20 protein-coding genes are annotated in these 24,412 nt (G+C 70.2%); 5 read left to right on the top strand and 15 right to left on the bottom strand.

From position 1 onward, the window contains the following. Positions 1–296 precede the first annotated feature (296 nt). The 4 genes from HLA95_RS14830 to HLA95_RS14815 are packed head-to-tail and all read right to left on the bottom strand — an operon-like array spanning position 297 to position 5,381. Positions 297–1,463 carry an FAD-dependent oxidoreductase gene (locus HLA95_RS14830; RefSeq protein WP_222183713.1) on the bottom strand — a complete coding sequence of 389 codons (1,167 nt, stop codon included), beginning with the start codon at positions 1,461–1,463 and terminating at the stop codon, positions 297–299. Beyond that, positions 1,460–3,343: an asparagine synthase (glutamine-hydrolyzing) gene (gene asnB, locus HLA95_RS14825; protein ID WP_191060550.1), complete on the bottom strand. Its 1,884-nt coding sequence runs from the start codon at positions 3,341–3,343 to the stop codon at positions 1,460–1,462. The genes HLA95_RS14830 and asnB overlap by 4 nt, the downstream gene beginning before the upstream one ends. Next, positions 3,319–4,539, bottom strand: a complete 1,221-nt coding sequence (locus tag HLA95_RS14820) for a glycosyltransferase family 4 protein (RefSeq protein WP_191060551.1) — start codon at positions 4,537–4,539, stop codon at positions 3,319–3,321. Before HLA95_RS14820 ends, asnB begins: the two co-directional genes overlap by 25 nt. Next, on the bottom strand, positions 4,536–5,381 hold the full coding sequence (locus tag HLA95_RS14815; protein WP_191060552.1) for a hypothetical protein: 846 nt from the start codon (positions 5,379–5,381) through the stop codon (positions 4,536–4,538). Before HLA95_RS14815 ends, HLA95_RS14820 begins: the two co-directional genes overlap by 4 nt. 346 nt (positions 5,382–5,727) lie before the next feature. Here HLA95_RS14815 and HLA95_RS14810 point away from each other — a divergent pair, with 346 nt between their 5' ends. Then, entirely contained in the window at positions 5,728–6,732 is a 1,005-nt protein-coding gene (locus tag HLA95_RS14810; protein ID WP_222183712.1) for an NAD-dependent epimerase/dehydratase family protein, read from the top strand. 134 nt (positions 6,733–6,866) lie between these two features. Here HLA95_RS14810 and HLA95_RS14805 read toward each other — a convergent pair whose 3' ends face one another. Next, the gene (locus HLA95_RS14805) at positions 6,867–8,459 is read right to left on the bottom strand and encodes a 5-guanidino-2-oxopentanoate decarboxylase (protein WP_222183711.1); all 1,593 of its coding nucleotides are present in this window, start codon (positions 8,457–8,459) and stop codon (positions 6,867–6,869) included. A 97-nt stretch (positions 8,460–8,556) separates the two neighbouring features. Between HLA95_RS14805 and HLA95_RS14800 the strand changes: the two genes are divergently transcribed. Next, complete coding sequence (locus HLA95_RS14800) at positions 8,557–10,458, top strand: propionyl-CoA synthetase (protein ID WP_191059050.1); 1,902 nt, start codon at positions 8,557–8,559, stop codon at positions 10,456–10,458. 281 nt (positions 10,459–10,739) lie between these two features. After that, positions 10,740–11,303 carry a hypothetical protein gene (locus HLA95_RS14795; RefSeq protein ID WP_191059049.1) on the top strand — a complete coding sequence of 188 codons (564 nt, stop codon included), beginning with the start codon at positions 10,740–10,742 and terminating at the stop codon, positions 11,301–11,303. Between the two features lie 54 nt (positions 11,304–11,357). Here HLA95_RS14795 and rpmG read toward each other — a convergent pair whose 3' ends face one another. From rpmG to dprA, 5 genes are all read right to left on the bottom strand, one after another. Continuing rightward, the gene (rpmG, locus tag HLA95_RS14790) at positions 11,358–11,525 is read right to left on the bottom strand and encodes a 50S ribosomal protein L33 (protein WP_159716472.1); all 168 of its coding nucleotides are present in this window, start codon (positions 11,523–11,525) and stop codon (positions 11,358–11,360) included. A gap of 63 nt (positions 11,526–11,588) precedes the next feature. After that, entirely contained in the window at positions 11,589–12,788 is a 1,200-nt protein-coding gene (locus HLA95_RS14785) for an MFS transporter (RefSeq protein WP_222183710.1), read from the bottom strand. Beyond that, positions 12,751–15,024, bottom strand: a complete 2,274-nt coding sequence (gene rnr / locus HLA95_RS14780; RefSeq protein WP_191059047.1) for a ribonuclease R — start codon at positions 15,022–15,024, stop codon at positions 12,751–12,753. The genes HLA95_RS14785 and rnr overlap by 38 nt, the downstream gene beginning before the upstream one ends. Positions 15,025–15,027: 3 nt before the next feature. Beyond that, entirely contained in the window at positions 15,028–17,754 is a 2,727-nt protein-coding gene (gene topA / locus HLA95_RS14775; protein ID WP_191059046.1) for a type I DNA topoisomerase, read from the bottom strand. Between the two features lie 108 nt (positions 17,755–17,862). Next, a complete protein-coding gene (gene dprA, locus HLA95_RS14770; protein ID WP_222183709.1) occupies positions 17,863–19,017 on the bottom strand; it encodes a DNA-processing protein DprA in 1,155 nt (384 codons plus the stop codon). Between the two features lie 49 nt (positions 19,018–19,066). On the opposite strand from dprA, the gene HLA95_RS14765 reads away from it, so the two are divergent. Next, on the top strand, positions 19,067–19,672 hold the full coding sequence (locus HLA95_RS14765) for a class I SAM-dependent methyltransferase (protein ID WP_322100137.1): 606 nt from the start codon (positions 19,067–19,069) through the stop codon (positions 19,670–19,672). Positions 19,673–19,675: 3 nt separating this feature from the next. Here HLA95_RS14765 and HLA95_RS14760 read toward each other — a convergent pair whose 3' ends face one another. Further along, a complete protein-coding gene (locus tag HLA95_RS14760) occupies positions 19,676–20,080 on the bottom strand; it encodes a winged helix-turn-helix transcriptional regulator (protein WP_222183708.1) in 405 nt (134 codons plus the stop codon). A gap of 189 nt (positions 20,081–20,269) precedes the next feature. Here HLA95_RS14760 and HLA95_RS14755 point away from each other — a divergent pair, with 189 nt between their 5' ends. Then, positions 20,270–21,055 carry an SDR family oxidoreductase gene (locus HLA95_RS14755; protein WP_222183707.1) on the top strand — a complete coding sequence of 262 codons (786 nt, stop codon included), beginning with the start codon at positions 20,270–20,272 and terminating at the stop codon, positions 21,053–21,055. A gap of 6 nt (positions 21,056–21,061) precedes the next feature. Here the strand turns inward: HLA95_RS14755 and plsY are convergent, their stop codons facing one another. From plsY to HLA95_RS14735, 4 genes are all read right to left on the bottom strand, one after another. Continuing rightward, on the bottom strand, positions 21,062–21,679 hold the full coding sequence (gene plsY / locus HLA95_RS14750) for a glycerol-3-phosphate 1-O-acyltransferase PlsY (protein ID WP_191061260.1): 618 nt from the start codon (positions 21,677–21,679) through the stop codon (positions 21,062–21,064). Positions 21,680–21,682: 3 nt separating this feature from the next. After that, complete coding sequence (locus HLA95_RS14745) at positions 21,683–22,993, bottom strand: dihydroorotase (protein WP_191061259.1); 1,311 nt, start codon at positions 22,991–22,993, stop codon at positions 21,683–21,685. Further along, positions 22,990–23,940, bottom strand: coding sequence for an aspartate carbamoyltransferase catalytic subunit (locus HLA95_RS14740; RefSeq protein WP_191061258.1), 951 nt, complete (start codon positions 23,938–23,940; stop codon positions 22,990–22,992). Before HLA95_RS14740 ends, HLA95_RS14745 begins: the two co-directional genes overlap by 4 nt. Before the next feature lie 67 nt (positions 23,941–24,007). Further along, a complete protein-coding gene (locus HLA95_RS14735) occupies positions 24,008–24,205 on the bottom strand; it encodes a hypothetical protein (protein WP_191061257.1) in 198 nt (65 codons plus the stop codon). Positions 24,206–24,412 lie beyond the last annotated feature (207 nt).

The raw sequence follows: 24,412 nt of genomic DNA, 5'->3' as shown, positions 1-24,412 counted from the left end.
GGATCATGCTGCGGCACATCCCGTGACCATTCAGCGGCTTTGCCAGTGGTCAGTTAGCGGTGGCCACCGGGGGAAGGCTGCCCAGCAGGCCGTGGCGTCACACCACCTTGTGCTGTTTCAGCCATCCTCTCGCCCCAGTCAGATGATCGGTGCCTGCCGGGAAACCGCACGGTCCGGATCGGACTGAATGATCGGGTTGGTGTGACGGATGCAGGCGAGTGGAGGTTCCTCTGGCCGAAGCAGCGCTGGCGGTGGGTCGAACGGCCAGGATGTTCTGCCGGCGGGGGCCGGAGCCGTTACCTCATCCGGGCCAGGATCTTGCGTGCCAGCATGGGGGCGGTCGTGAACTTGATCGCGGCGATGGAATGCAGTCCGGCGGGGCCGCCTTCCCGGCCGTGATCGACGATCAGTGGACGGCCGGTGAGGTCGGTCGAGCCTGGATGGTTCACCGGGAGCAGCCCGGCATGCACGGCATGGATGGCGTCCTCGCGCAGGTCGAGCCAGGGCATGGCGTCGGCCAGATCGGCGAGGAACGCCGAGATCGCGGCGGCTGGTGGTGTCACTTGGTCCGGGCCGTCCTGCCAGGGGGCGTGCCAGGTCCCGGCGAAGATCCGGCCGTTCAACGGGTACACGAACAGGATCGGTGCGTTCGGCCGGCTGGCCTGCACAGCGAGCGCGCCGTCGAACGGAGCCGGGCGGTCCAGCACCAGGTTGAAGGCGAGCGAGGGCCGGAACAGGTCGCGACGGCGGATGGAGGGCAGGTGGCCGAGGGTCAGGTCGCTCCAGGGGCCGGTGGCGTTGACCACTGCTGCTGCCGTGACCCGGGCGCCGTCTTCAGTGCGCACGCCCACGGCGCGGCCGCGCTCGACCAGGATCTCCGCCACTGCGGCCCCGGTCCGCAGCACGGCGCCTGCAGTCTCTGCCCGCCTGGCCAGGGCGGCTGCCAGTGCCGGCGCATCGCGGGCCACCGCATCTTGCCAGAGAGCCGCGCCCTCCAGGCCCGGCAGGTCGCCGAGCGGGGGCAGGAGGCGGCGCACGTCTGCTGCCGTCAGCACCCGGCCGGCGGCCAGGTGCCGGTCGGGACGGAGGCCGCGGTTGCGCCCGCGCGCCAGCGCCGCGTCCAGGGCGAGGGCCGCCCGGAATGCCCATGGTCGCTTCAGCCCGCGGCCGGCCAGCGGCATCAGGCAGGGCAGGGGCTCGATCAGGTCCGGAAAATCGCGCAGCCATTCCCGCCGGGCCAGGACCGATTCGCGGTGCCGGACCAGGTCCAGGGTCTGCAGGTAGCGCAGCCCGCCATGCAGGATGCGGAACCAGTTGGCGGAGGTGCGCGCGGCGAGTGTCGCCTCCCGCTCCAGGAGCACCACCCGCCGCCCGGCCCGCGCCGCCTCATAGGCGAGGCACAGCCCGGCCACCCCGCCGCCGATCACCGCGAGGTCGAAGCGCTCTCCGCTGTCAAGGCTCAAAGGCTGACACCCCAGCGGCGCTGCCAGTCCTGGAAGACCAGCATCGCCCAGATGATGTGGCTGTGGTTGGCGCGGTTCGCCCGGTGCTCGGCCAGGAGCGCCTCGACCGTCCCGGCCTGGAACAGCCCGTCGGCGTGCAGCCGCTCCGGTGCGAGCAGCTCGTCGGTGAGCTCGCGGAACGTGTCGTTCAGCCAGTGCTTGATCGGGATGGAGAAGCCCTGCTTGGTCCGGTACACGCTCTCGCGCGGCACGTGCCGGGCGGTGACCTCCTTGAGCAGCGGCTTGGTCGCGCCGTCGCGGAGCTTGAGCGAGGACGGCATCCGGAAGGCCAGGTCGACCACTTCGAGGTCGAGCAGCGGCACCCGCACCTCGAGCGAGCAGGCCATCGACATCCGGTCGACCTTCACCAGGCAGTTGTCGACCAGATAGGACTTCATGTCGACATGCAGCGCACGATCGACCGGGTCGCGGCCCTCGGCCTCTTCCATGTAGCGATGGATGTGGGCCTCGGGCTGCTGGGTCTGCCGCTCCGCCATCGCGCCGGTGAACAGGCGGGACCGCAGGGCGCTCTCCAGGAACAGCCGCCAGCGGGCATGGCCCAGCGCCGGGTCGAGCCTGGCCCCCTCCACGAAGCGCTTGGCCTTGTTGATCAGCCCCTTCTTCTGCGGGCGCGGCGGGATGCGGTCCAGGATCGGCGCCACCACGCCGCTGCGCAGTGCGGCCGGCAGGCGCTGCCAGCGCCTCGCCATGCCCTGGGCCACATAGGTGTCGTAGCCGCCGAACAGCTCATCGCCGCCATCGCCGCTGAGCGCCACGGTCACATGCCGGCGCGCCAGGCGGGAGACCAGATAGGTCGGGAAGATCGAGAAGTCCGCGATCGGGTCGTCCATGAACTGCATGAGATGGTCGAACAGCGTGCGCACGTCCGGCCGGATGACCTCGACCTCGTGGCGCACGCCCAACGCCTCTGCGACCCGCCGCGCGTGCGGCAGCTCGTCATAGGAGGCATCGTCGAAGCCGATCGAGAAGGTCAGCGCGTCCCGCCCCATCTTGGCTACGACCATCGAGCTGTCGACGCCGCCGGACAGGAGCGCGCCGAGCGGCACGTCGGCCACCATCTGCCGGCGTACCGCCTGCCCGAGCACGACATCGAGCCGGTCCGCCCACTCGGCCTCGCTGCGATGCTCCACGGCATCGGCCGGCGGCAGGTCGAAGAAGCGCCGCTCGACGATCTCACCGCTGCGCAGGTCGACGGCGAGCGTGCAGCCCGGCTCCAGCTTGCGCACCGCCCGGAACAGGGTGCGCGGTGCCGGCACGTATTCCCAGCTCATGAACTCGGCCAGCGCATCGTGGTCAAGCTCGCGCGGGACGAGGCCGCTGGCCAAGAGCGCCTTGATCTCTGAGCCGAACACCAGCTGGCCCGGGAGCCTCGCCACGAACAGGGGCTTGATGCCGATCTGGTCGCGAGCCAGCAGCACACGCTGCCGCGTCCGGTCGTGGAGCGCGAAGGCGAACATCCCGTTCAGGTAGCTCGGGAAGGCGTCGCCGTGCTGCTCGTAGAGATGGACCAGCACCTCGGTGTCGGAGGCGGTGCGGAACCGGTGGCCCTGCCGCTCCAGCTCCGCGCGCAGCTCGCGGTAATTGTAGATCTCGCCGTTGAACACGACCTGGACGCTGCCGTCCTCGTTGCCAATCGGCTGGTCGCCGCCGGCCACGTCGATGATCGACAGGCGGCGCATGCCCATCAGCACCGGCGGGTCGACATGATGCCCCCGGCCGTCCGGCCCGCGGTGCAGGATCGTGTCGGTCATCCGGGCGAGCAGGGAAGGATCCGGGCGCTCTCCGCCCGGCAGGGTCAGGACGCCCGCGATTCCACACATACCGCTCTGCTTCGCTCCGGGCAGACCATGTCGAGGACGCGGCGCATCTTCGCCACGTAGACCGGGCGGCTGTAGACGTCGGCATAGCGGCGCCTGGCCCCTTCGGTCACGCTGGCCCTGGCCTCCTCGTCGGCAATCGCGGTGACCAGCGCCTCGCCGAACGCGGCAGGCTCCGGCTCGGTCAGGAAGCACACGCTCTCGTCCAGGACCTGGGTGTGCGAGAGGATGTTGGTCGCGACCAGAGGCACGCCGCTGGCGAGCTGCTCGTAGATCTTGAGCGGCGTGTTGATCCCGGCACTGCGCGGCGACACGAGCACATGCGCGCGGCGGATATATTCCTTCGCCGTCGCCTGCGGCACCCGGCCGGTGAACGCCACCTGATCACCGATCCCGAACTCGGCCGCCATCTCCTGATAGGCGGCCACCTGGTCCGGCGTGCCGCCCACGATCAGGAGCAGCGCGTCCGGCACCCTCGGGAAGGCCCGGGCGAAGCCGCCCAGGAGGATCTCGATGCCCTGATAGGCCTCCAGCGTCCCGGCATAGACCACGAGCCTGCGGTCCTCGGGCAAGGGAACCAGTTCCGGGCGCGCCCGCTCTTCCCTTGCACCGGCGAGGCGCACCGGGTCGAAGATCGAGTTCTCGATCAGCACGTGCCGGCCGCGCTCGGGCACCAGCGGCTCGGCGTAGCGCGCGAGCTCCGGACAGATGGTGATCACCGCGTCGGCGTTCTTCAGGCAGGTGCGCTCCAGCCACTCGAAGATGCCGATGATCGTGCGCGATTCGGTGAACTTGTAGTTGCGGAGCTGCTCGGGCAGGCTCGAATGCATGTCGTAGATCAGCCGGAAGCCGAACAGCGGCTTGAGGAAGCGCAGAAAAAATACGCTCTCCTCGTGGGCATGCACGAACTGGTAGCGGCGGGTGCACAGGAAGAACAGCGTCCACAGCACCATGAACACGTCGAAGAACAATTTCAGCGGCGAGGGGCCGATCTTGACCGGGCCGAGGAACGCCATCTCCGGGATCCGGTAGATGCGCACATTGGGCAGATCGACATCCTCGCCGCGACCATAGCACAGCAAGTCGACGTCGAAGCCTTCCTCGGCGGTCACCAGGGTGCGGTAATATACCGAAAAGGGCGTGCCGCGGGGCGTGAAAAATGGCTGAGGCGCTACCACGAGCGCTCGCGGACGAATCATCGGCGAGTCCTCTTGATCATCTGCATCGCCGCCTGGTCGCGTAGGAATGTCAGGCCACCGGCCAGCCGGCCGAAGCGCGATGCGGGAAAGCTCTTGTTGATCAAACGCGACACGAGTTGCTCAAATGGCCGGTCATGATCGACCGGTATCTCCATGACGAGTCCATAGCTGCCCGCACGGGCCTGATGGGTGGGAAACGGCAGTGGGTCGCTCCCGGGTAGGACACGCCGGCCGGCGGCGTCGACCTTGGGGAACACAAGCGGCGTCGGCCAGAACCAGGGCCGGCCGCCATTGTCGCCCAGGAACAGGTGGTGGGCATCGGGACTGGCCAGGAATGCCGCCAGCACGCGGCCGCGCCGCCCGACCCATTTGCCGAAGCCCCAGGGTATGACCGGCAGGGCCTGCGCCGCCAGCGCCAGTCGGAAGGCGTCCTGGAGCGGGGTGCCGTCGGGGATCACCTCGTCGCTGCCGAGTGCCAGCAGCTCCAGCCCTTCGGCGGTCTGGATCTGCCGCCCGGCCGTGATCATGACCTGCTGGCCGGCGGTGCCGGTGAGCGTGATGGTCCGGCCGTCCGGATGGCGTTCGGCCGTCCAGCCGGCCGGGGGATCCTCGGCCAGTGCTTGGTAGGCGAAGTCGCGGGCGGTCTCGGTGAACAGGAGCCAGGGCAGTGCCGCACCCGCTGCCCGCGCATGATCCGCCGCCGCCTGCAGGAAGGCTCCCCGGTCGAAGCACGGGTAGAGATGCACATGGGCATCGACCAGGACGCGGCGGACCGCGCCGGCCGGCATCGCGGCCAGCGAGCCTTCGTCCCGCTCGTCAGCATTGGTCGTCCTGTCCGACATTTCCAGTATCCGGCCGCATCCCGCCGAGGGATGTGACGGATACGACAGGCCATTGCAAGTCGATGTTCGCATTATGCTGGCCGGCCCATCTGCCCAACCTTCCCGAACGCATCACATTAGAAAGGCCGGTTCCCGATCGAGCACCGGACCCAGCCCACGGCTGAGGTGAATAACATCTAGTCTACAACCCCCTAAGATTTGATGAAGCTCATCGAGAAGTGATGCACACTCCGATGCTGCTGCCTCGTGTTTGCGCACGCCGTCGGCTCGTGTACCTAGCGGGCAGCAAGCAGCCGGGCGCACCCGGCCTCCCATCCCCTTGCCCATCCCGCAGGAGCCAGCCTCGATGACCGAAACCAACCGGACGCCGAACCGCGCCCTGGTCACCGGAGCCACCGGCTTCACAGGCTGGTACGTGGCCAAGGAACTGCAGGCCCAGGGCGTGCCGGTGCGGGCCCTGGTGCGGGACCCTGCGGCACCCGCCGCGCAGGAACTGGCCGCCCGCGGCGTGGAACTCGCCCAGGGCGATCTGCGCGATCGGGACAGCCTCCACCGGGCCGTGGAAGGTACCAGCCATGTCTACCATATCGGCGCGCTCTACCGCGAGGCGCGCTTCGCCGATTCGGTCTATTTCGACGTCAATGTCACCGGCACCGGCCATCTGTTCGAGGCGGCGCTGCAGAACGGCGCCCGCGTCGTCCACTGCAGCACGGTAGGCGTGCATGGCGATGTCGCGGGCGTGGCCGACGAGAACGCGCCGCTGGCACCGGGCGACGTCTACCAGGAGAGCAAGGTCGAGGGGGAGAAGCTGTTCCAGGCCTACCTGCAGAAGGGCATGGCCGGTGCCTGCTTCCGCCCGGCCGGGATCTATGGCCCGCGCGACACGCGCTTCCTCAAGCTGTTCAGGACCATCCGCGAGCGCAAGTTCCGCATGTTCGGCTCGGGCGAGATCCTCTACCACCTGACCTTCGTCGAGGATCTGGCGCGCGGCATCGTGCTGCTCGGCACCCATCCCGCAGCGCTGGGCGAGACCTTCATCCTGACCGGTGCTCGCTGCACCACGCTGAACGAGCTGGTGGCGCTGACCGCCGAGGCGGTGAAGGTGCCGCCGCCCAAGGGGCGCCTGCCGATCGGGCCGCTGCTGCTGGCGGCGGCGGCCTGCGAGGCGGTCTGCCGACCATTCGGCATCGAGCCGCCGCTGCACCGCCGCCGCACCGACTTCTTCACCAAGTCCCGGGCGTTCACCAGCGCCAAGGCCGAGCGCCTGGTCGGCTACCGGCCGACCGTCGACCTGCGCGAGGGCCTTGGCCGGACGGCGGACTGGTATTTCGGGCAGGGCCTGCTCCGCTAGGCCCGGCCTCGTTCCGCCCCCGACTTTCCCCGCCATCTCCGCCACCCCAGAATTTCCGGTAATTCTGCCTGATTAATGGGCGGTCGGGGAAGGCTTTGCTGTGACTTTCGTCACCGGGGGCGTGCGACGAGCGGCTAGCCCAGCCAGGAATCGTCCTGGTTCACCTCGATCACGGTGGGGCCGCTGGCGGTGAAGGCACTGGTCAGGGCAGCGGTCAGCTCAGCACCCGAGCCCGGGCGGACGTGGCCGCAGCCATAGGCGGCGGCGATCGCGGCGAAGTCCGGGGTGAAGGGATGCACCGCCAGCTCCTCGATCCCGCGCTGGCGCATGCCGAGGGCGATCTGGCCGAGCGAGCGGTTGTTCCAGAGCAGGATCGGCAGAGCGAGGTTCTGCTCACGCGCGGTGCCGAGCTCGGCCAGGGTAAACTGGATGCCGCCATCGCCGATCAGCGCCACCACCGGCGTGCCGGGGCAGGCGAGCCTGGCGCCGATCGCGGCCGGCAGGGCGTAGCCCAGCGTGCCGAAGCCGGCCGGGTGAAACCAAGTGCGCGGCCGGCTGGTCGGATAGCGGCTGTTGCCGCTGTAGGCGATCATCGTCATGTCGCTGAACACCATGCCGTCCTCGGGCAGGGCGGCGCGCAGCGCGCTCAGGACCCGCTCGTGCTTGCGTTCCAGCGGCGTGGCCGCGGCGCGGTGCGCCTCACGCAGGCCCGCCACGAGCTGGGCGGGTGCCGGGCGCGGGTCCGGCAGGGCCTGGGCCAGTGCGGTCATGGTGGCGCCGGCATCGGCCAGGATCGCGATCTCGGCCGGGAAGTCGCGGTCGAGCTGGTCCGGGTCCAGGTCGATCCGGATGATCTTGCCCGGGATCTCCAGCCGGTCGGCCCAGATGTCGTTCTCGGCGAGCTCGGTGCCGATCGCGATCAGCACGTCCGCCTTGCCCAGCAGCGCGTGGATCTCCTTGGAGGTCAGGAGCGCGCCGGCATTGCTCGGGTGGTCCTGGGGCAGCACACCCTTGCCGGCGATCGTGGTGAACGCGATCGCACCGGTCCTCTCGACGAAACGCAGCGCAGCCGGCGCCGCATCGACGCAGCCGCCGCCGAAGATCGCGATCGGCCGCCGCGCCCCAGCGATCAGGGCCGCGGCCTCCTGCACCTGGGCCGGATCGGGATGCGGGCGGGCCGCCGGCCGGCGGGCGGTCGGCGCCAGCCCGCCCCGGCGCTCGGCCACATCGAGCGGCACCTGCAGGACGATCGGGCGCGGGCGCTCCAGGGTGAAATGGCGAAAGCAGGCGGCCAGCGCCTCGTCGACCTCCTCGGGTGCGTGGATCGTCCGGGTCAGCCGGGTGATCGGCGCCACCGTGGCGCGCTGGTCGCCGATCTCGTGCAGCCGGCCGCGGCTCAGGCCGCCGCCATCCATCGGGTTCAGCGTGGTCAGCACCAGCACCGGCACGCTGTCCGAATAGGCCTGGCCGATCGCGGTGGCGGCGTTGAGCAGGCCGGGGCCGGTGATCAGACAGGCGACGCCCGGCCTGCCGGTGGCGCGCGCATAGCCGTCCGCCATGAACACGCCGGCCTGCTCGTGGCGGATGCCGACATGGCGGATCTTCGCGCGCGCCATGGCATCGTAGAGCTGGAGGGTATGAACGCCCGGAATGCCGAACACCGTGTCGACGCCATAGGCGATCAGGCCCTCGATCAGCGCTTCGGCGGTACTGGGTGCATTGTTCAACGCGTGATCCTTCCTGGCTGTGGGCCTATCGTGCCCTCGCGCCAGCCGGCGCGGCAACCGCATCCGGCAGTGATCGGCGCCGACCAGGGGGAGGGGAATGAGCAGCTATCGGGCGATCCATGAGCAATCGCTGGCCGATCCGGAAGGGTTCTGGGCCGAGGCGGCCCGGGCGCTGCACTGGGAGCGGCCGTGGGACCGGGTCCTGAACTTCGACGAGCCGCCGCGCTATCGCTGGTTCGAGGGCGGGGTCCTGAACACCTGCCACAATGCCGTGGACCGGCACGTGGCGGCCGGCCGCGGGGACCAGGTCGCCATCATCCACGACAGCCCGGTGACCGGCACGACCCGCAGGCTCACCTATGCCGAGCTCCAGGACCAGGTGGCGCGCTTTGCCGGCGTGCTGCGGGCCCAGGGCGTGGCGAAGGGCGACCGGGTGATCGTCTACATGCCGATGATCCCCGAGGCCGCGATCGCGATGCTGGCCTGTGCCAGGATCGGTGCCGTCCATTCGGTGGTGTTCGGCGGGTTCGCCGCCAAGGAGCTGGCCACCCGGATCGACGATGCCACGCCCAAAGTGATCGTCTGCGCGTCGTGCGGCATCGAGCCCGGCCGGCTGGTGCCCTACAAGCCGCTGGTCGACGATGCGCTGGCCAGGGCCGGCCACCGCCCGGAGCGCTGCATCGTCCTGCAGCGCCCGCAGGCCGAAGCCCAGCTCGACCCCGGCCGCGACCTGGACTGGGCGGAGGCCATGGAGCGTACCGAGCCGGCAGCCTGCGTTCCGGTCGCCGCCACCGACCCGCTCTACATCCTCTACACCTCCGGCACGACCGGCCTGCCCAAGGGCATCGTGCGCGATCATGGCGGCCATGCCACCGCCTTGCTCTGGTCGATGCGCCACATCTACGGCGTCCAGCCGGGGGAGGTGTTCTGGACGGCCTCGGATGTCGGCTGGGTGGTCGGGCACAGCTACATCGTCTACGCGCCGCTGCTGAACGGCAGCACGACCGTGATCTACGAGGGCAAGCCGGTCGGCACGCCGGATGCGGGGGCGTTCTGGCGGGTGATCGCGGAACACGGGGTGAAGGTGATGTTCACCGCCCCCACCGCCTTCCGGGCGATCCGCCGCGAGGATCCGGACGCGGTGCTGATGCACCGCCACGACCTGTCCGGCCTGCGCGCTTTGTTCCTGGCCGGCGAGCGCTGCGACCCGGAGACGCTGCGCTGGGCCGAGCAGAATCTGGGCGTGCCGGTGATCGACCACTGGTGGCAGACCGAGACCGGCTGGGCGATCGCCGCCAACTATCTCGGGATCGAGCATCTGCCGGTGAAGCCGGGCTCGCCGACCCTGCCGGCACCCGGCTATGACGTGCGCATTCTGGACGAGAACGGCCATGAGGTCCCAGCCGGGCAGCAGGGCGACATCTGCATCCGCCTGCCGCTGCCGCCGGCCTGCCTGAACACGCTCTGGGGCAGCGAGGAGCGGTTCCGCCAGAACTATCTGAGCCGCTATCCCGGCTACTACCTGACCGGCGATGCCGGCCATCGCGACGAGGACGGCTATCTGTTCGTGATGGGCCGGATCGACGACGTGATCAACGTGGCCGGGCACCGCCTGTCGACCGGGCAGATCGAGGAGGTGCTGGCCGCCCATCCGGCCGTGGCGGAATGTGCGGTGGTGGGCGTGGCCGACCGGCTCAAGGGCGAGCTGCCGCTGGGCCTCCTGGTGCTCAAGGCCGGCATCGACGAGCCGCCCGCCCAGGTCGAGCAGGAGGCCGTCGCCATGGTGCGCCAGGAGATCGGGCCGGTGGCCGCGTTCAAGCTGGCCAAGGTGATACGCAAGCTGCCCAAGACCCGGTCGGGCAAGATCCTGCGCGGCACGATCAAGAAGATCGCCGACGGCAAGGAGTGGACGATGCCGCCCACGATCGAGGATCCCTCGACGCTGGACGACATCCGCACCGCCCTCCAGGAACTGGGCTACGCGCAGGCAGCCGCCTGAAGCCGTCGTGAACCGGCAGGCCGGCACCCACCGCCTGCCGGGACCGCCCGCCTGTCGATGGCCTGCTGTCTTCCCCTTCCGCCGTAGTCGGGCCCAAACCCGGCCACGGGCGGAAGAAGAACGGCAAGTCGGCAGGGCGAGTTCAGCCTCGGCTACTCACGAGGCCGGCAGTCCACAGCCGCTTCGGGTCTTCCGTCTGCTGGCTGGGGTGGCGCTTGACATGGGGCTGTACGAACGAGGACTGATGGTTGCAGTCCCCCGTCACGGGGGCGGAGATTCCCATGCCGCGACTGCCCGCGTCCCTCGCTGTCCTGAGCCTGTCCACCACACTGGCACTCGCCGCCTGCATGCCGCCGCCGAGCGGGCCGGGCCAGCAGATCCCCGCGGAGCGGGCCGCCGTCACCCTGAAGCACCCCCGCTATCCGGGCGTGACCGGCGAGCATCATCAGCGGGTGGAGAGCGGCGTGAACGCGCGCACCGAGAGCGCCTTCTTCACCGGCCAGGACGGCTTCGTCATCGTCTGGTACGGCCGCGGCTCCGGCGACACCTATTACCGGCCCGGCCCGATCACCAGCGTGGTCCAGCAGGTCGGCACGGATCCGCAGGTGACCGGGGAGGGGAGCCTGGCGAACAGCTATCCGGAGGTCGAGTGGGCCCAGTTCACCACGACCATGGAAGGAACGCCGCTCGCCTGCGTGGCCATCCAGCGCAGCGGCGACGCGGCCGGACGGGCAGGAGTGCACACTTCCGCCCTGATCACCGCCGTCGAATGTCGCGATGCCGGGGACACCATGGGGGAGCAGGAAGCAGCGATGCTGTCCGGCTCGATCCAGGTCGACCGCTAGATCGACACCCGCACGGGCCTGAACAGACGAACGGGCGCTTGAGGCGCCCGTTGGTCACTTGATCTTGGATTCTTTGAACTCGACGTGCTTGCGCACCTTCGGGTCGTACTTCTTGAACGACAGCTTGTCGGTGGTGCTGCGGGTGTTCTTCTTCGTGGTGTAGAAGTAGCCCGTGCCAGCAGTGCTGACGAGCTTGATCAGTACGGTCGCGGCCTTGGCCACAGGCCTTCTCCGAGCAGAATGTTCCGGAACGGGCGCGGACCTAGCGGCAATCGGCGGGTCTTGTCAACCTTTGCCGCCCCGGCGCCCCCGGGTGAGCACGTCCAGGCGGGCCAGCGCCAGGGTGAGGGCGACTGCCCCCAGCACCCATGGCAGCGTCCAGGCACCCCCCAGTTGCATGGCGGTGCCGCCAAGGAGCGGCCCTACCGTGATGCCGATCTGGATCGTCATGATGTAGGTGGTGTTGGCCGCGGCGATGTGGTCGCGGCCATAGCTTTGGCCGAGCAGGGACAGGCCGCAGGAATAGAGGCTGCCGATCGCACCGCCGGTGAGCAGCAGGACGGGCCAGAGGGGCCAGCCGGCCGCGAGGCTCGTGTTCATCAGGCCGTGCCCCAGCGCCGCGGCCAGGGCCGTCAGCACGATCGTGCGCACCCGGCCGATCCGATCGCCGATCCAGCCCACCGGGTACTGGAACAGGATGTTGCCGGCGATCAGCACCATCACCATCAGCCCGGCCTCCTGCTCCACCGCCCCGCCGGCCAGGCCCCAGAGCACCAGGAGCGCGAAGTGCCCGGTCTCCAGCAGGGAGAACACGAAGGCGGTCGCGAACACGAACGGGGTGGCGCGCAGCTTGCCCAGCACGTCGGCGCCGTGCCGGGCACCCCCGCGCAGCAGGCCGTCGATCGGTGCCAGGAACAGGGTGAGGATGCCGCCTGCGGCCAGGAGGGCGGCACAGGTAGCGAACGGCAGGTAGCCCTCGCTGCCGAGCAGCACGATCAGGCCGGGGCCGGCCGTGTAGCCGACGCTGAACAGCGTGCCGTAGAGCCCTATCACCCGGCCGCGCCGCTCCTCGGTCACCAGCGCGTTGACCGCCGATTCGCTCATGATGAACAGCAGCGCCAGGCCGATGCTCTGCACGAGGCGGAGCACGAACCACAGCCAGAGGTCGATCCGGAGCGGCAGGAGCAGGAAGGTGAGGGCGGCGATGGCCAGGCCCAGCAGCATGGCGCGGCTGGCGCCCAGGGCCAGCAGGCGGGGCAGGAACGGGATGACCAGGAACACGCCGAACCCGCCGGCTGCCGCATTCAGGCCGATCAGCCCGGCTGGGACGCCGTGGCGATCCAGGACCAGGGAAAGCAGCGGCTGGCTCGTGGACAGGACGATGCCGACCAGGGTCGTGGTCGCCATGACCAGAGCCAGGATTCCCCAGGACGGCTGCAGCGGCGGGTCAGAAGCGACGGCGTCCCTTGCCCCCACCCGTGCCACGGCCAGTTCTCCCCCCAGTCAGTCCGGTGCGGCGCTTCTTGCCGCTGGCCCATTGCCTGGCCGCCGCCATGCTGGCGGGGCCGGGCTGGTGCTCGACCAGGCGGAAGGAGATCTTGCCGCCCAGATGGTCGATCTCCTCCAGCTCTACGGTCACCCGGTCGCCCAGGGCATAGACCTCGCCGGAGAAGCGGCCGACCAGGGCATGACGCGCCTCGTCATGCATCCAGTCGTCGCGCCCGAGCCCGCCGACATGAACCAGACCTTCCGCACCGCTGTCGAGCAGGGACACGAACAGGCCGAAGCGCTGCACCGAGGCCACCATCGCCTCGAACCGGGCGCCCACCTGGTCCTGCATGAACAGGGCGACGAAGCGCTCGTAGGCGGTGCGTTCCGCGACCATGGCGCGGCGTTCGGTCGAGGAGAGGTGCGAGCCCAATTCGTAGAGCGCCTCGCCCTCGTCGTAGCGATCGAGCCCGCCCTCGCCCAGGCCCAGCGCGCTGATCAGCGAGCGATGAACGACCAGGTCGGAATAGCGGCGGATCGGCGAGGTGAAATGCGCGTAGCGGCGCAGGTTCAGGCCGAAATGGCCGATATTGTCCGGGTGATACACGGCCTGGGCCTGGGAGCGCAGGACCAGCTGGGAAACGATCTGGCGCGATGCCTCGTCCTCGATCCGGCCGATCAGCCGGGTGAAGTCGCCGGGCTTGCTGACATTCTTGCCCCAGGGCAGGCCCAGCTCGCGCAGATAGTCGGCGAGCGCCGCCAGCTTGAGCGCGTCCGGCTTGTCGTGGACGCGGAACAGGCAGGCCGCCTTCCTCGCCTCCAGCTCCGAGGCCGCGGCCACGTTGGCGGCGATCATGAACTCCTCGATGAGCTGGTTGGATTCCAGCCGCTCCCGCGGCTTGAAGCCGACCGGCAGGCCGTTCTCGCTGAACAGGACCTTGCGCTCGGGCACGTCCAGGTCCATCGCCCCCCGCCGGTCGCGTGCCGCCCGCAGCAGCGCATAGGCGTCGAACAGGTGCATGACCGGCTGGCGCACCTCGCCCGGCACCGCCGCTTCGTCACCGAGCTTGAGGGCCTCCACCGCGCCATAGGTGAGCCGGGCACGGCTGTTCATCACCCCGCGCACGAACTTCCAGCGCCGGATCTCGCCCTGGCTGTCGATCGACAGGACGCAGGCCAGGCACGCACGGTCCTCGTGGGGGCGGAGCGAGCACAAATCGTTGCTGAGCTTCTCCGGCAGCATCGGGATGACCCGGTCCGGAAAATAGACCGAGTTGCCGCGCTGGCGCGCCTCCACGTCCAGCGCGTCGCCCGGGCGGACATAATGGGCGACGTCAGCGATCGCGACCGTGATCAGGTAGCCGCCGGCGTTCTTCCCCTCGGGATCGGGCACGGCATGGACCGCGTCGTCGAAGTCGCGGGCGTCCTCGCCATCGATCGTGACCAGCTCCAGGTGGCGCAGGTCCGTCCGCCCGGCCAGCGTGACCGGCTCCGCCTGCGCCGCCTGGTCCAGGGCCGCCTGCGGGAACTGCATGGGCAGCTCCGCCTCGATCGCCGTCATGAGGCTGATCGCCCGCGGATCATCGGGCCGGCCCAGGTTCTCGACCGCCTCGGCGCGCGGCGCGCTGTACCGCCAGCCGGGCAGGACCTGGGCGCGCACGAGATCGCCGATCGCGACCTCGACCTTGTCGGCACGCAGCAGGAACTCGTGCTTGAGCTTGCGGTCGGCCGGCCGCAGCCGGAAGCCGTCGCCGGCCCGCTCGACCACGCCCACCACCTCCCGGGCAGCCTTCGGCAGCACCCGGATGACCCGGCCCTCGTAGGAGCCATCCTGCTGGCGGAACAGCTTGATCAGCAGCCGGTCGTCCAGGCCCGGTACCGGGCGCTCCAGCGCATGGTGGGGCAGGCGCACGCGCAGCTCGCCGAACAGCTCGTCGATCGGCCGGGCGATCAGGTCGCCGTCCTCGTCGACCTCCTCCACCGTGACCGGCATGACCGGCGGCGGCTTGCCGGCGATCGCATGACGGCGCGGCGGCCGGCCTTCCAGCTCACCCTCGGAGCGCAGCTCGCGCAGGAGCTTGCGCAGGCCATGGCGCTGGTCGCCACGGACGCTGAAGGCCTGGGCGACCTCGCGCACCTGCACCTCGCCGCCGGCTGCCTGGATGAACTCCATGAGCTGGCGCTTGCTGGGCAGGCCCGACCGGGCATGGGGCAGAATTCGTGTGGTGCGCAATCCTCAGGCTCGCTTGGCGGCGGTGCGCCGGGCCGGCTTGGCTGCAGGAGCAGCCGAGGCCGCCGGCTCGGTCTCGCTGTCTGCAACCGCCTTGGCCTTCGCCGGTGCCGTCTTTGCCGTCGTCTTGCCGTTCTTCGCCGTCTTTCCGGCGGCCTCGCCCCCGGCCTGCTTCTTCACCGGCGCCTTCTTCGCCGCCGTGCGCTTGGGCTTCTTCGCCGAGGGACCGCGCGCCGCCCGCTCGTCGATCAGCCGCGCCGCGGTCGTGAGATCGAGCGTGTCCGGCGACATCGACTTGGGCAGGCTGGCATTGACGTCGCCGCACTTCACGTAGGGCCCGAACCGGCCGGCGAAGAGCTGGATCGGCTGGCCGTTGTCGGGATGGCTGCCCAGCTCCTTCAGCGCGGCCGGGGCGGCACGCTGGCCGCGGGCCGGCGGCTCGCGCAGCAATGCGATCGCCCGGTTGATCCCGACCGTCAGCACGTCCTCGTCCGGCCCAAGGCGCACGAAGCGCTTGTCGAGCTGCACGAACGGCCCGAACCGGTTGATGCCGGCGGTGATCGGCTTGCCGCTCTCCGGGTCGATCCCGACCTCGCGCGGCAGGGCCAGGAGCTTCAGCGCCGTCTCCAGGTCCAGCTCGTCCGGCTTGACGTTGGGCGGCAGGGACGAGCGCTTGGCCGTCTCGCCGGAGCCCCGCTGTACATAGGGGCCGAACCGGCCGACCTTCAGCCAGACCTCCTCGGCATTGTCCGGATCGCTGCCGAGCAGACGATCCTTGCTCTCCGCTGCGTCCGCATCGCCCGTCGGCACATCGAGCTGGCGGGTGAAGCGGCATTCCGGATAGTTCGAGCAGCCGACGAACGCGCCGAACTTGCCGATCTTGAGCGAGAGCTGGCCGGTGCCGCAAGTCGGGCAGATCCGCGGATTGGAACCGTCCTCGCGTGGCGGGAACAGCCGGCTCGCCAGCGCGTCGTTGAGCGCGTCGATCACCTCGGCGACCCGGCGCTCCTTGACGTCCTCGATCCTGGCCTTGAACGGGTCCCAGAAGGCACGCAGCACCGCCCGCCAGTCGACCTCGCCGGACGCCACGTCGTCGAGCTGGTCCTCCAGCTTGGCGGTGAAGTCCGGCTGGACATACTGGTCGAAGAACGAGGTGAGGAAGGCCACCACGATCCGGCCGCGCGATTCCGGCACGAAGCGCTTCTGCTCGAGCCGCACATATTGCCGGGCCTGGAGCACGGAAAGGATCGAGGCATAGGTGGAGGGCCGGCCGATGCCCAGCTCCTCCATGCGCTTGACCAGGCTGGCCTCGGTGAAGCGGGGCGGCGGCTCGGTGAAGTGCTGGCTGGGCGTGACGGCCTCGCGCTTCACCGGTTCGCCCACCGTCATCGGCGGCAGGAGCCGGCTCTCGTCGTCCTCGTCGTCCGCGGCGGGGTCGTCGCGGCCTTCCTGGTAGAGCTCCAGAAAGCCCGGGAAGGTCACGGTCTGGCCGGTGGCGCGCAGGCCGACCGAACCGTCCGTGGCGTCGATTTCGGCGATCACCCGGTCGAGCAGGGCCGCTGCCATTTGCGAGGCGACCGTGCGCTTCCAGATCAGCTCGTAGAGCCGGCGCTGGTCGTCGTCGAGGAACCGGCCGACCTCCTTGGGCGTGCGGAACACGTCGGTCGGCCGGATCGCCTCGTGGGCCTCCTGGGCGTTCTTGGTCTTGGTCTTGAACACGCGCGGCTTGTCCGGCAGGTGCCGCTCGGAGAAGCGGCTGCCGATCCAGCGGCGGCACTGGCCGATCGCGTCGTTCGACAGGGCCACGCTGTCGGTGCGCATGTAGGTGATGAGGCCCACCTGCTCGCCGTTCAGGTTGACGCCCTCGAACAGGCGCTGGGCGGTGCGCATGGTGCGGTCCGCCGAGAAGTTCAGCTTGCGCGAGGCTTCCTGCTGGAGCGTCGAGGTCGAGAACGGCGGTGCCGGGTTGCGGCTGACCTGCTTCTTCTCGACCGAGCCGACCTTGAAGCTGGCCGCCTCGATGGCGCGCACCGCGGTCATGGCCTGGGCCTCGTCCGCCAGGTCGAACCGGTCGAGCTTCTTGCCGTTCAGCTTGGCGAGGCGGGCAGTGAAGGGGTCGCCGCGCTCGGTCCGGCAGGCGACCGCGATCGTCCAGTATTCGCGCGGGACGAACGCCTCGATCTCGGCCTCGCGCTCGCAGATCAGGCGCAGCGCCACCGACTGCACCCGCCCGGCCGAGCGGGCACCCTGCAGCTTGCGCCACAAGACGGGCGAGAGGGTGAAGCCCACCAGATAGTCGAGCGCCCGGCGCGCCTGATAGGCGTCGATCAGGTGGTGGTCGAGCTGGCGCGGCGACTGCATCGCCTCCAGCACGGCGGGCTTGGTCACCTCGTAGAACAGGACCCGCTCCACCTGCAGGCCCTTCTTGATCGCCTTCCTGTCCTGCAGCGCGGAAAGCAGGTGCCAGGAGATCGCCTCGCCCTCGCGGTCGGGGTCGGTCGCAAGCACCAGGCGATCGGCACCCCGGACCGCCCTGGCGATCTCGTCGATCCGCTTCTTCTTGTCCTCCTGGACCTCGTAGATCATGCGGAAATCGTCGTCGGGAAGGACGGAGCCGTCCTTCTCGGGCAGATCGCGCACATGGCCGTAGCTGGGCAGGACGGTGAATCCGTCGCCCAGATACTTGTTGATCGTCTTGGCCTTGGTCGGGGATTCGACGACGACGACGTTCATCAGCGGCTTTTCTCGGGGCACCCACCGCGGCAGGTCGGCGGCGGTGAGGATCGGGTCGGGAAGGTGGGCCCTGTCTTCCGAGTTGCAAGAGCCTGCGGGCCACAAGGCTCAGGCGAACAGCAGGGAGACACGGTTGCCACCATGCCGCTCCAGGCGACCTTCGAGCTCCAGCTCGAGCAGGGTCTCATGGATCTGGGCCGTCGTTGCTTGGCACTGGCGTACGAGATCGTCAACCGCGAGGGGTTCGGCACCCAGGCAGGCCAGCACCTGCGCCACGAGGCCGCCTGGTGCCGGCGAGCCGCTGGCGGGCAGGTAGCTCGGCTGGGCCGGAAGGGGTAGCTGGGCGCGCTCCGTCCGTCGCGGCGGCGGCGATGCGATCCGCTCGCGGCGCATGGCCAGGGGGTCGATCACGGCGCGCACATCGGCCGCATCCTCGATCAGCACCGCGCCGTCCTTGATGAGCTGGTTGGTGCCGCGATGCCGCTCGTCCAGCGGCGAGCCCGGCACCGCCATGACCTCGCGGCCCTGCTCCAGCGCCAGCCTGGCCGTGACCAGCGAGCCTGAACGGATGGCCGCCTCGACCACCAGCACGCCCAGCGACAGCCCGGCGATGATCCGGTTGCGCGCGGGGAAGGCGGCCGCACGCGGCTCGGCACCGAACGGCCGCTCGGTCACCAGCAGGCCGTCGGCCGCGATCCGTGCCGCGAGCTCGGCATTCTGCTCGGGATAGACCTGGTCGATGCCGGTCGCGATCACCGCGATCGTGCGGCCCGGTGCCGTCACGGCCCCTTCATGCGCCGCGGTGTCGATGCCGCGCGCCAGGCCGGACACGACCGTATAGTCGGCGGCAGCCAGCTCGTGCGCGATCGTGCGGGTCAGCGTGCGGCCATTGCCGCTGGCATGGCGTGAGCCCACGATCGCCACGGCCGGCATGTCCAGAAGGCCCGTGTCGCCCAGGACCGTCAGCACCGGCGGCGGGTCGTGGATCGTGGCGAGTGCTGCGGGATAAGTAGGCTCGCCCAGGAACAGGAGGCGTGCGCCATGCCGCTCGGTCACGGCCCATTCCCGCTCGACGGCCGCAGGGTCGGCCAGGCGCACGGCGGCCGTCGCCTCGCGCGGCAGCTCGTGCCAGCGCTCCAGCACGTTCCTGGCGCTGTCCAGGCGGAACAGGAGCCGGCCGAACGCGCGCGGACCGATCCCGTCGCTGCGGCACAGGCGCAGCCGGGCCAGGGCTTCCGCGGTATCGTCCGGCGCCTGGATCATCCTGGCTCCAAAAGGTCTCTTGCCACTAATGCAATAAGAGGTGGACGCTGTGCAACCTTGGCGGGAGAAGCTGGCCGGCTACTGGGACCGGGCGGGGCAGGGGCCGCTCCGTCCCACGGTGGCCCAGGCCCTGGCCGCGTTCGCACGGGAAGGGCGGGCTACGCCCCTGCGGGTGGTGGATCTCGGCTGCGGCGTCGGCCGGGACACGCTGCCGCTCCTGGCCATGGGCCACACGGTCCATGCGATCGACCGGGAGCAGGCCGCGATCGACCGCCTCCGCGCCACCTGCCCGCCCGATGACCTGCCGCGGCTGACCACCACCGTTGCACGCTTCGAGGACGCGGACTGGCCGGAGGCCGACCTCACCGTGTCGTCCTTCGCCCTGCCGTTCTGCCCACCAGAGCGGTTCGCCGGCCTGTTCACCCGGATCCATGCCCGGCTCGCCCCGGGCGGCCGGCTGGCCTGCCAGTTGCTGGGCCCGCGCGACGATTTCGCCGGCCAGCCGGGCATCACCATCCACACGCCGGCCGAGGTGGCAGCCCTGCTGGCGCCGTTCGCCGTGGAGCGGCTGGACGAGGAGGAGACCGACACGGTGACCCCGCGCGGTCGGCCCAAGCACTGGCACCTGTTCCACCTGGTGGCCCGGCGCCGCTGAAGGTCAGGCCACCGGCAACGGGTCCGCAGGGGCAGCAGGCTCGTCGGCGGCCGCGCCCAGCAGGGCCGGGCGCATGGCGGGTGGTGCCTGCTCGGCCCAGCGGAGCAGGGCGTCCAGCGCCGGGCAGAGCGCCTGCCCCCACTCGGTCAGATGATACTCGACCCTGGGCGGCACCTCGTGATGGACGATCCGCGCCACCACGCCGTCCTTCTCCAGTTGCCGCAACTGCTGGGCCAGCATCTTCTGCGAGATGCCGGGAACCGCCCGCTCCAGCTCGGAAAAGCGCAGCAGCCTGCCGCCGAACAGCTGGAAGAGGATCACCAGCTTCCAGCGCCCTTCCAGGACCCGCAGCACCTGCTGCACGCCATGCGCCGCCAAAGCACCGGTATAATCGGGACGCTTACTCATGGGTTAGTAGCTAACTTTTCCGTGCGTACTTGCCACGAGGTCAGGGTAGGTGATCCTGGACTGGACAACAACGTCCAGGACACGACGTCTCATGGCTGTTCATCTCTCCGATCCGGTCACCGCCTATTTCGCGGGCAACCGGCGCTTCACCCTGGCGCAGCACGGCATCTCGGGACTGGAGATCGGCTGATGGCCTGCGACCCGAACGAGTTCGCCGGCAGGCGCGCGGTGGTGACGGGCGGCACCCAGGGGACCGGTCGGGCAGTGGTCCGCCGGCTGGTCTCGGGCGGTGCCAGGGTGGTCACGGCGGCGCGATCCGGCCCGCACGAGCCGATGGACGAGGTGGCGTTCGTGCCGGCCGACCTCGCCACGGCGGCCGGCTGCACCGCACTGGCCGAGGCGGTCCTGGACCGGCTGGGCGGCGTCGACCTGATCGTCCACGTGGTCGGCGGCTCGCGCAGCCCGGGCGGCGGGTTCGCGGCCCTGGACGACGAAGCCTGGCAGGCGGAGCTCGATCTCAACCTGATGTCCGCGGTCCGGCTCGACCGGCTGCTGATCCCGCACATGATCGCGCAGGGCTCGGGCGTGGTGATCCACACCTCCTCCATCCAGCGCCGCCTGCCCCTGCCGGAATCGACCACCGGCTATGCGGCGGCCAAGGCCGCCTTGAGCGTCTACAGCAAGGCCCTGTCCAAGGAACTCGGCCCCAAGGGGATCCGGGTGAACGCCGTGGCGCCCGGCTGGATTTATACGGACGCTGCGGAGGCGCTGGTCGAGCGGATCGCCACGAGTGCGGGCATCGACGAGACGGCGGCGCGCCAGCGCATCCTGGATGCGCTGGGTGGCATTCCGATCGGTCGCCCGGCCCAGCCCGAGGAAGTGGCCGAGCTCATCGCCTTTTTGGCGTCGGACCGCGCCGCGGCGATCCACGGCGTCGAGTACACCATCGATGGCGGGACGGTGCCCTGTGCCTGACCCGGCCTAGGGCTTCTTGGCGAAGCTCAGCTTGTTCTCCTCGCCCCGCGCCAGCCGGCCGATGTTCTGGTGGTGCTTCACGATCACGATGATGCCGATCACCGCGAACAGGAGGGCGGCCTGCGGGTCGCCCAGGGCGTAGGCCACCAGTGCTGCCGCGACCGAGGCCAGCACCGAGCCCAGCGAGACGTAGCGGGTGAGCGTCACCGCCGCCAGGAAGACCAGGAGTGCCGCCAGCAAAGTGAGCGGGCTGATCGCCAGGACCACGCCGGCGGCGGTCGCCACCCCCTTGCCGCCCTTGAAGCCCAGCCAGACCGGGAAGCAGTGGCCCAACACCGCGCCCAGGCCCGCCAGCAGAGCGAGCTCGCGGTCGAACCAGGTGAGCGCCACCAGGACGGGCAAAGCGCCCTTGGCGGCATCGAACAGCAGGGTGGCCAACGCCAGGCCCTTGCGGCCGGTGCGCAGCACGTTGGTGGCGCCGATATTGCCGGAGCCGATGGCGCGGATGTCGCCCGCCCCGCCCAGCCGGGTGACGATCAGGCCGAACGGGATCGAGCCCGCCAGGTAGCCGAGCACGAGGGCCAGGAGGTGGGGCCAGCCCCACGCGGCGGCGACGGGTTCCATCGTTCAGTCCAGTCTGGTGGGGATGGGTTCGCCCCGGCGGAACACGACGCGGCCGTCCACCAGCGTGGTCTCGACCCGGCCCATCATGAGCCGGCCCTCGAACGCGGTGTTCTTGGACGCGCTGTGCAGGTCGCGCTCGGCGACCTTCCAGGGCCGGTCCGGGTCGAGCAGGATCAGGTCGGCGGGGGCGCCCACGGCGAGCGTGCCGGCCTCGATGCCGAGCAGCCTGGCAGGCGTGGTGGACAGGCGGGCGAACAGGTCCGGCAGGCTCATCCGCCCGTCCGCCACCAGGCGCAGCGCCACCGGCAACAGCGTTTCCAGGCCAACCACGCCGAACTCGGCGCTGGCAAAGGGCAGGCGCTTGCTGTCCTGGTCCTGCGGGCGGTGGTCCGAGGCGATCGCGTCGATCGTGCCGTCCACCACCGCCGCCTCGATCGCGCGCCGGTCGTCCTCGGCGCGCAGGGGCGGCGAGACCTTGGCGAAGGTCCGGTAGCCTTCGACCTCCAGCTCGTTCAGCGCCAGATGGTGCGGAGTGCAGTCGCAGGTGACCCGCACGCCCTCGGCCTTGGCCCGGCGGATCGCCTCCACCGCCTCGGCCGTGGTGATCCGCGAGAAGTGGACCCGCCCGCCGGTGGCCCTGGCCAGGCGCAGGTCGCGCTCGATCATGATGACCTCGGCCTCGCGCGGGATCGAGGCCAGGCCCAGCCGGGCGGCGATCGGCCCCGGGTTGGCCACGCCGCCGCGGGCCAGGTCCGGTTCTTCCGGATGCTGCACCAGGAAGGCATCGACCAGCCGGCCATAGCTCAGCGCCCGGCGCATGATCCGGGCATTGGCGACGGCCAGGTGGCCGTCGGTGAAGCCGACCGCGCCCGCCTCGCGCAACAGGCCGAATTCGGCCAGCTCCTGGCCCTTCAGGCCCTTGGTGATGGCGGCATAGGGATAGACCTTGGCCAGCCGCACGCGCCGGGCCCGCCGCGCCACGAACTCGACCATGGAAGGGTCGTCGATCGGCGGCTGGGTGCCGGGCAGGCAGGCGAAGCTGGTGACGCCGCCCGCCACCGCGGCGAGCGCGCCGCTGGCAAAGCTCTCCTTGTGCTCGGCACCCGGCTCGCCGAGCTGCACGCGCAGGTCGACCAGGCCCGGTGCCAGGACCAGCCCGCCCGCGTCCAGGCGCTCGGCGTCGATCGACTCGTCCCGGCCGAGATTTGGGCCACGGGCGGCGATCCGGCCATGCTCGACCAGCAGCGCACCCGCCGTCTCCGTGCCCGCCACCGGGTCGACCAGCCGGGCATTGGTGATCAGCAGGCGGCTCATCGCCCGGCCTCCGGCCCTGCCAGCGCTTCCAGCACCGCCATGCGCACCGCCACCCCCATCTCGACCTGGTCCAGGATGGCGCTGCGGTCGATGTCGTCGGCCACCACGCCGTCGATCTCCACGCCGCGGTTCATCGGCCCCGGATGCAGCACCAGGGCGTCCGGGGCGGCGTTGGCGAGCTTCTCGCGGGTCAGGCCGTAGAGGCGGAAATATTCGCGGATCGAGGGGAGGTGGGCGGACTGCATCCGCTCGAGCTGCAGGCGCAGCATCATCACGATGTCCGCCCCCTCCAGGCCGCGCATCATGTCGGTGGTGACCTCGGCGCCGTAGGCCTCGATCCCGCCCGGGAGCAGGGTGGGCGGGGCCACCAGCCGGACCCGAGCGCCCATCGCCAGCAGCAGCAGCATGTTGGAGCGGGCGACCCTTGAGTGCAGCACGTCGCCGCAGATCGCGACGGTCAGCCCCTCGATCCGGCCCTTGCGCCGGCGGATGGTGAGCGCGTCGAGCAGCGCCTGGGTCGGATGCTCGTGCAGCCCGTCCCCGGCATTCACGACGGAGCAGCGCACGTGCCGGGCGAGCAGGGCCACGGCCCCGCTCTCGCCATGGCGCACCACCAGCACGTCCGGATGCATGGCGTTCAGCGTCATCGCGGTGTCGATGAGGGTCTCGCCCTTCTTCACCGAGGAGGTCGCGACCTCCATGTTGACCACGTCGGCGCCCAGCCGCTTGCCGGCCAGCTCGAACGAGGTCCGGGTGCGGGTCGAGTTCTCGAAGAACAGGTTGAGCAGGGTGCGGCCGGCCAGCCGGTCGCGGCGGTCGGCGAGCCCGCGGTTCACGTCGACGCAGGCATCCGCCCGGTCGAGCAGGTCCTGGATCTCGTAGGGCACCAGTCCCTCGATACCGAGGAGGTGCGGCCCGCGGAAGCGAAGGGAATATCGGTTGTCCATGGCCGGGAGGCATAGGCCCGGCCCGCCCTGCCGACAAGCAGCGGCGACGTTGCCGGATGCCGTCTCGTCAGCGCGGCGGGCGGGGCTTCTCGACCGTCTCGACCCGCAGTCCCATCGGCGCCAGCCAGAGGCTCGCCCAGGCGGCCAAGCCCAGGCGGAGCATATCCCAGGGCATCAGCCAGGCATCTGCAGGGTCGAAGACGACCGGCTGGACCGGTGCGGCTCGCGCCGGCTGGCTGCCGCGCAGCGGGATGATGTCTGCCATCTGGGTTCTCGACCTCGCCGATATCCACTTGTGGGCGACGGTCCAAGGTCCGTCTATGCCCGTTCAGCAACAAACGGACCAATAGCAGCGCGGTGCCTTCCGCCGCTGTGACTGCCGTCACCACGGCAACACGCACTAGGTGTTTGATCCCGCAATGTGGTGGTACAATGGATCACCATGCGGCAAGGGATGCGCTATGGGCCAGGT

The sequence above is a fragment of the Geminicoccus harenae genome, assembly GCF_019800005.1.
GTDB classification, from domain to species: domain Bacteria; phylum Pseudomonadota; class Alphaproteobacteria; order Geminicoccales; family Geminicoccaceae; genus Geminicoccus; species Geminicoccus harenae.
The sequence above is the reverse complement of the archived record's forward strand: the minus strand, read 5'-3'. Positions and strand labels throughout refer to the sequence as shown.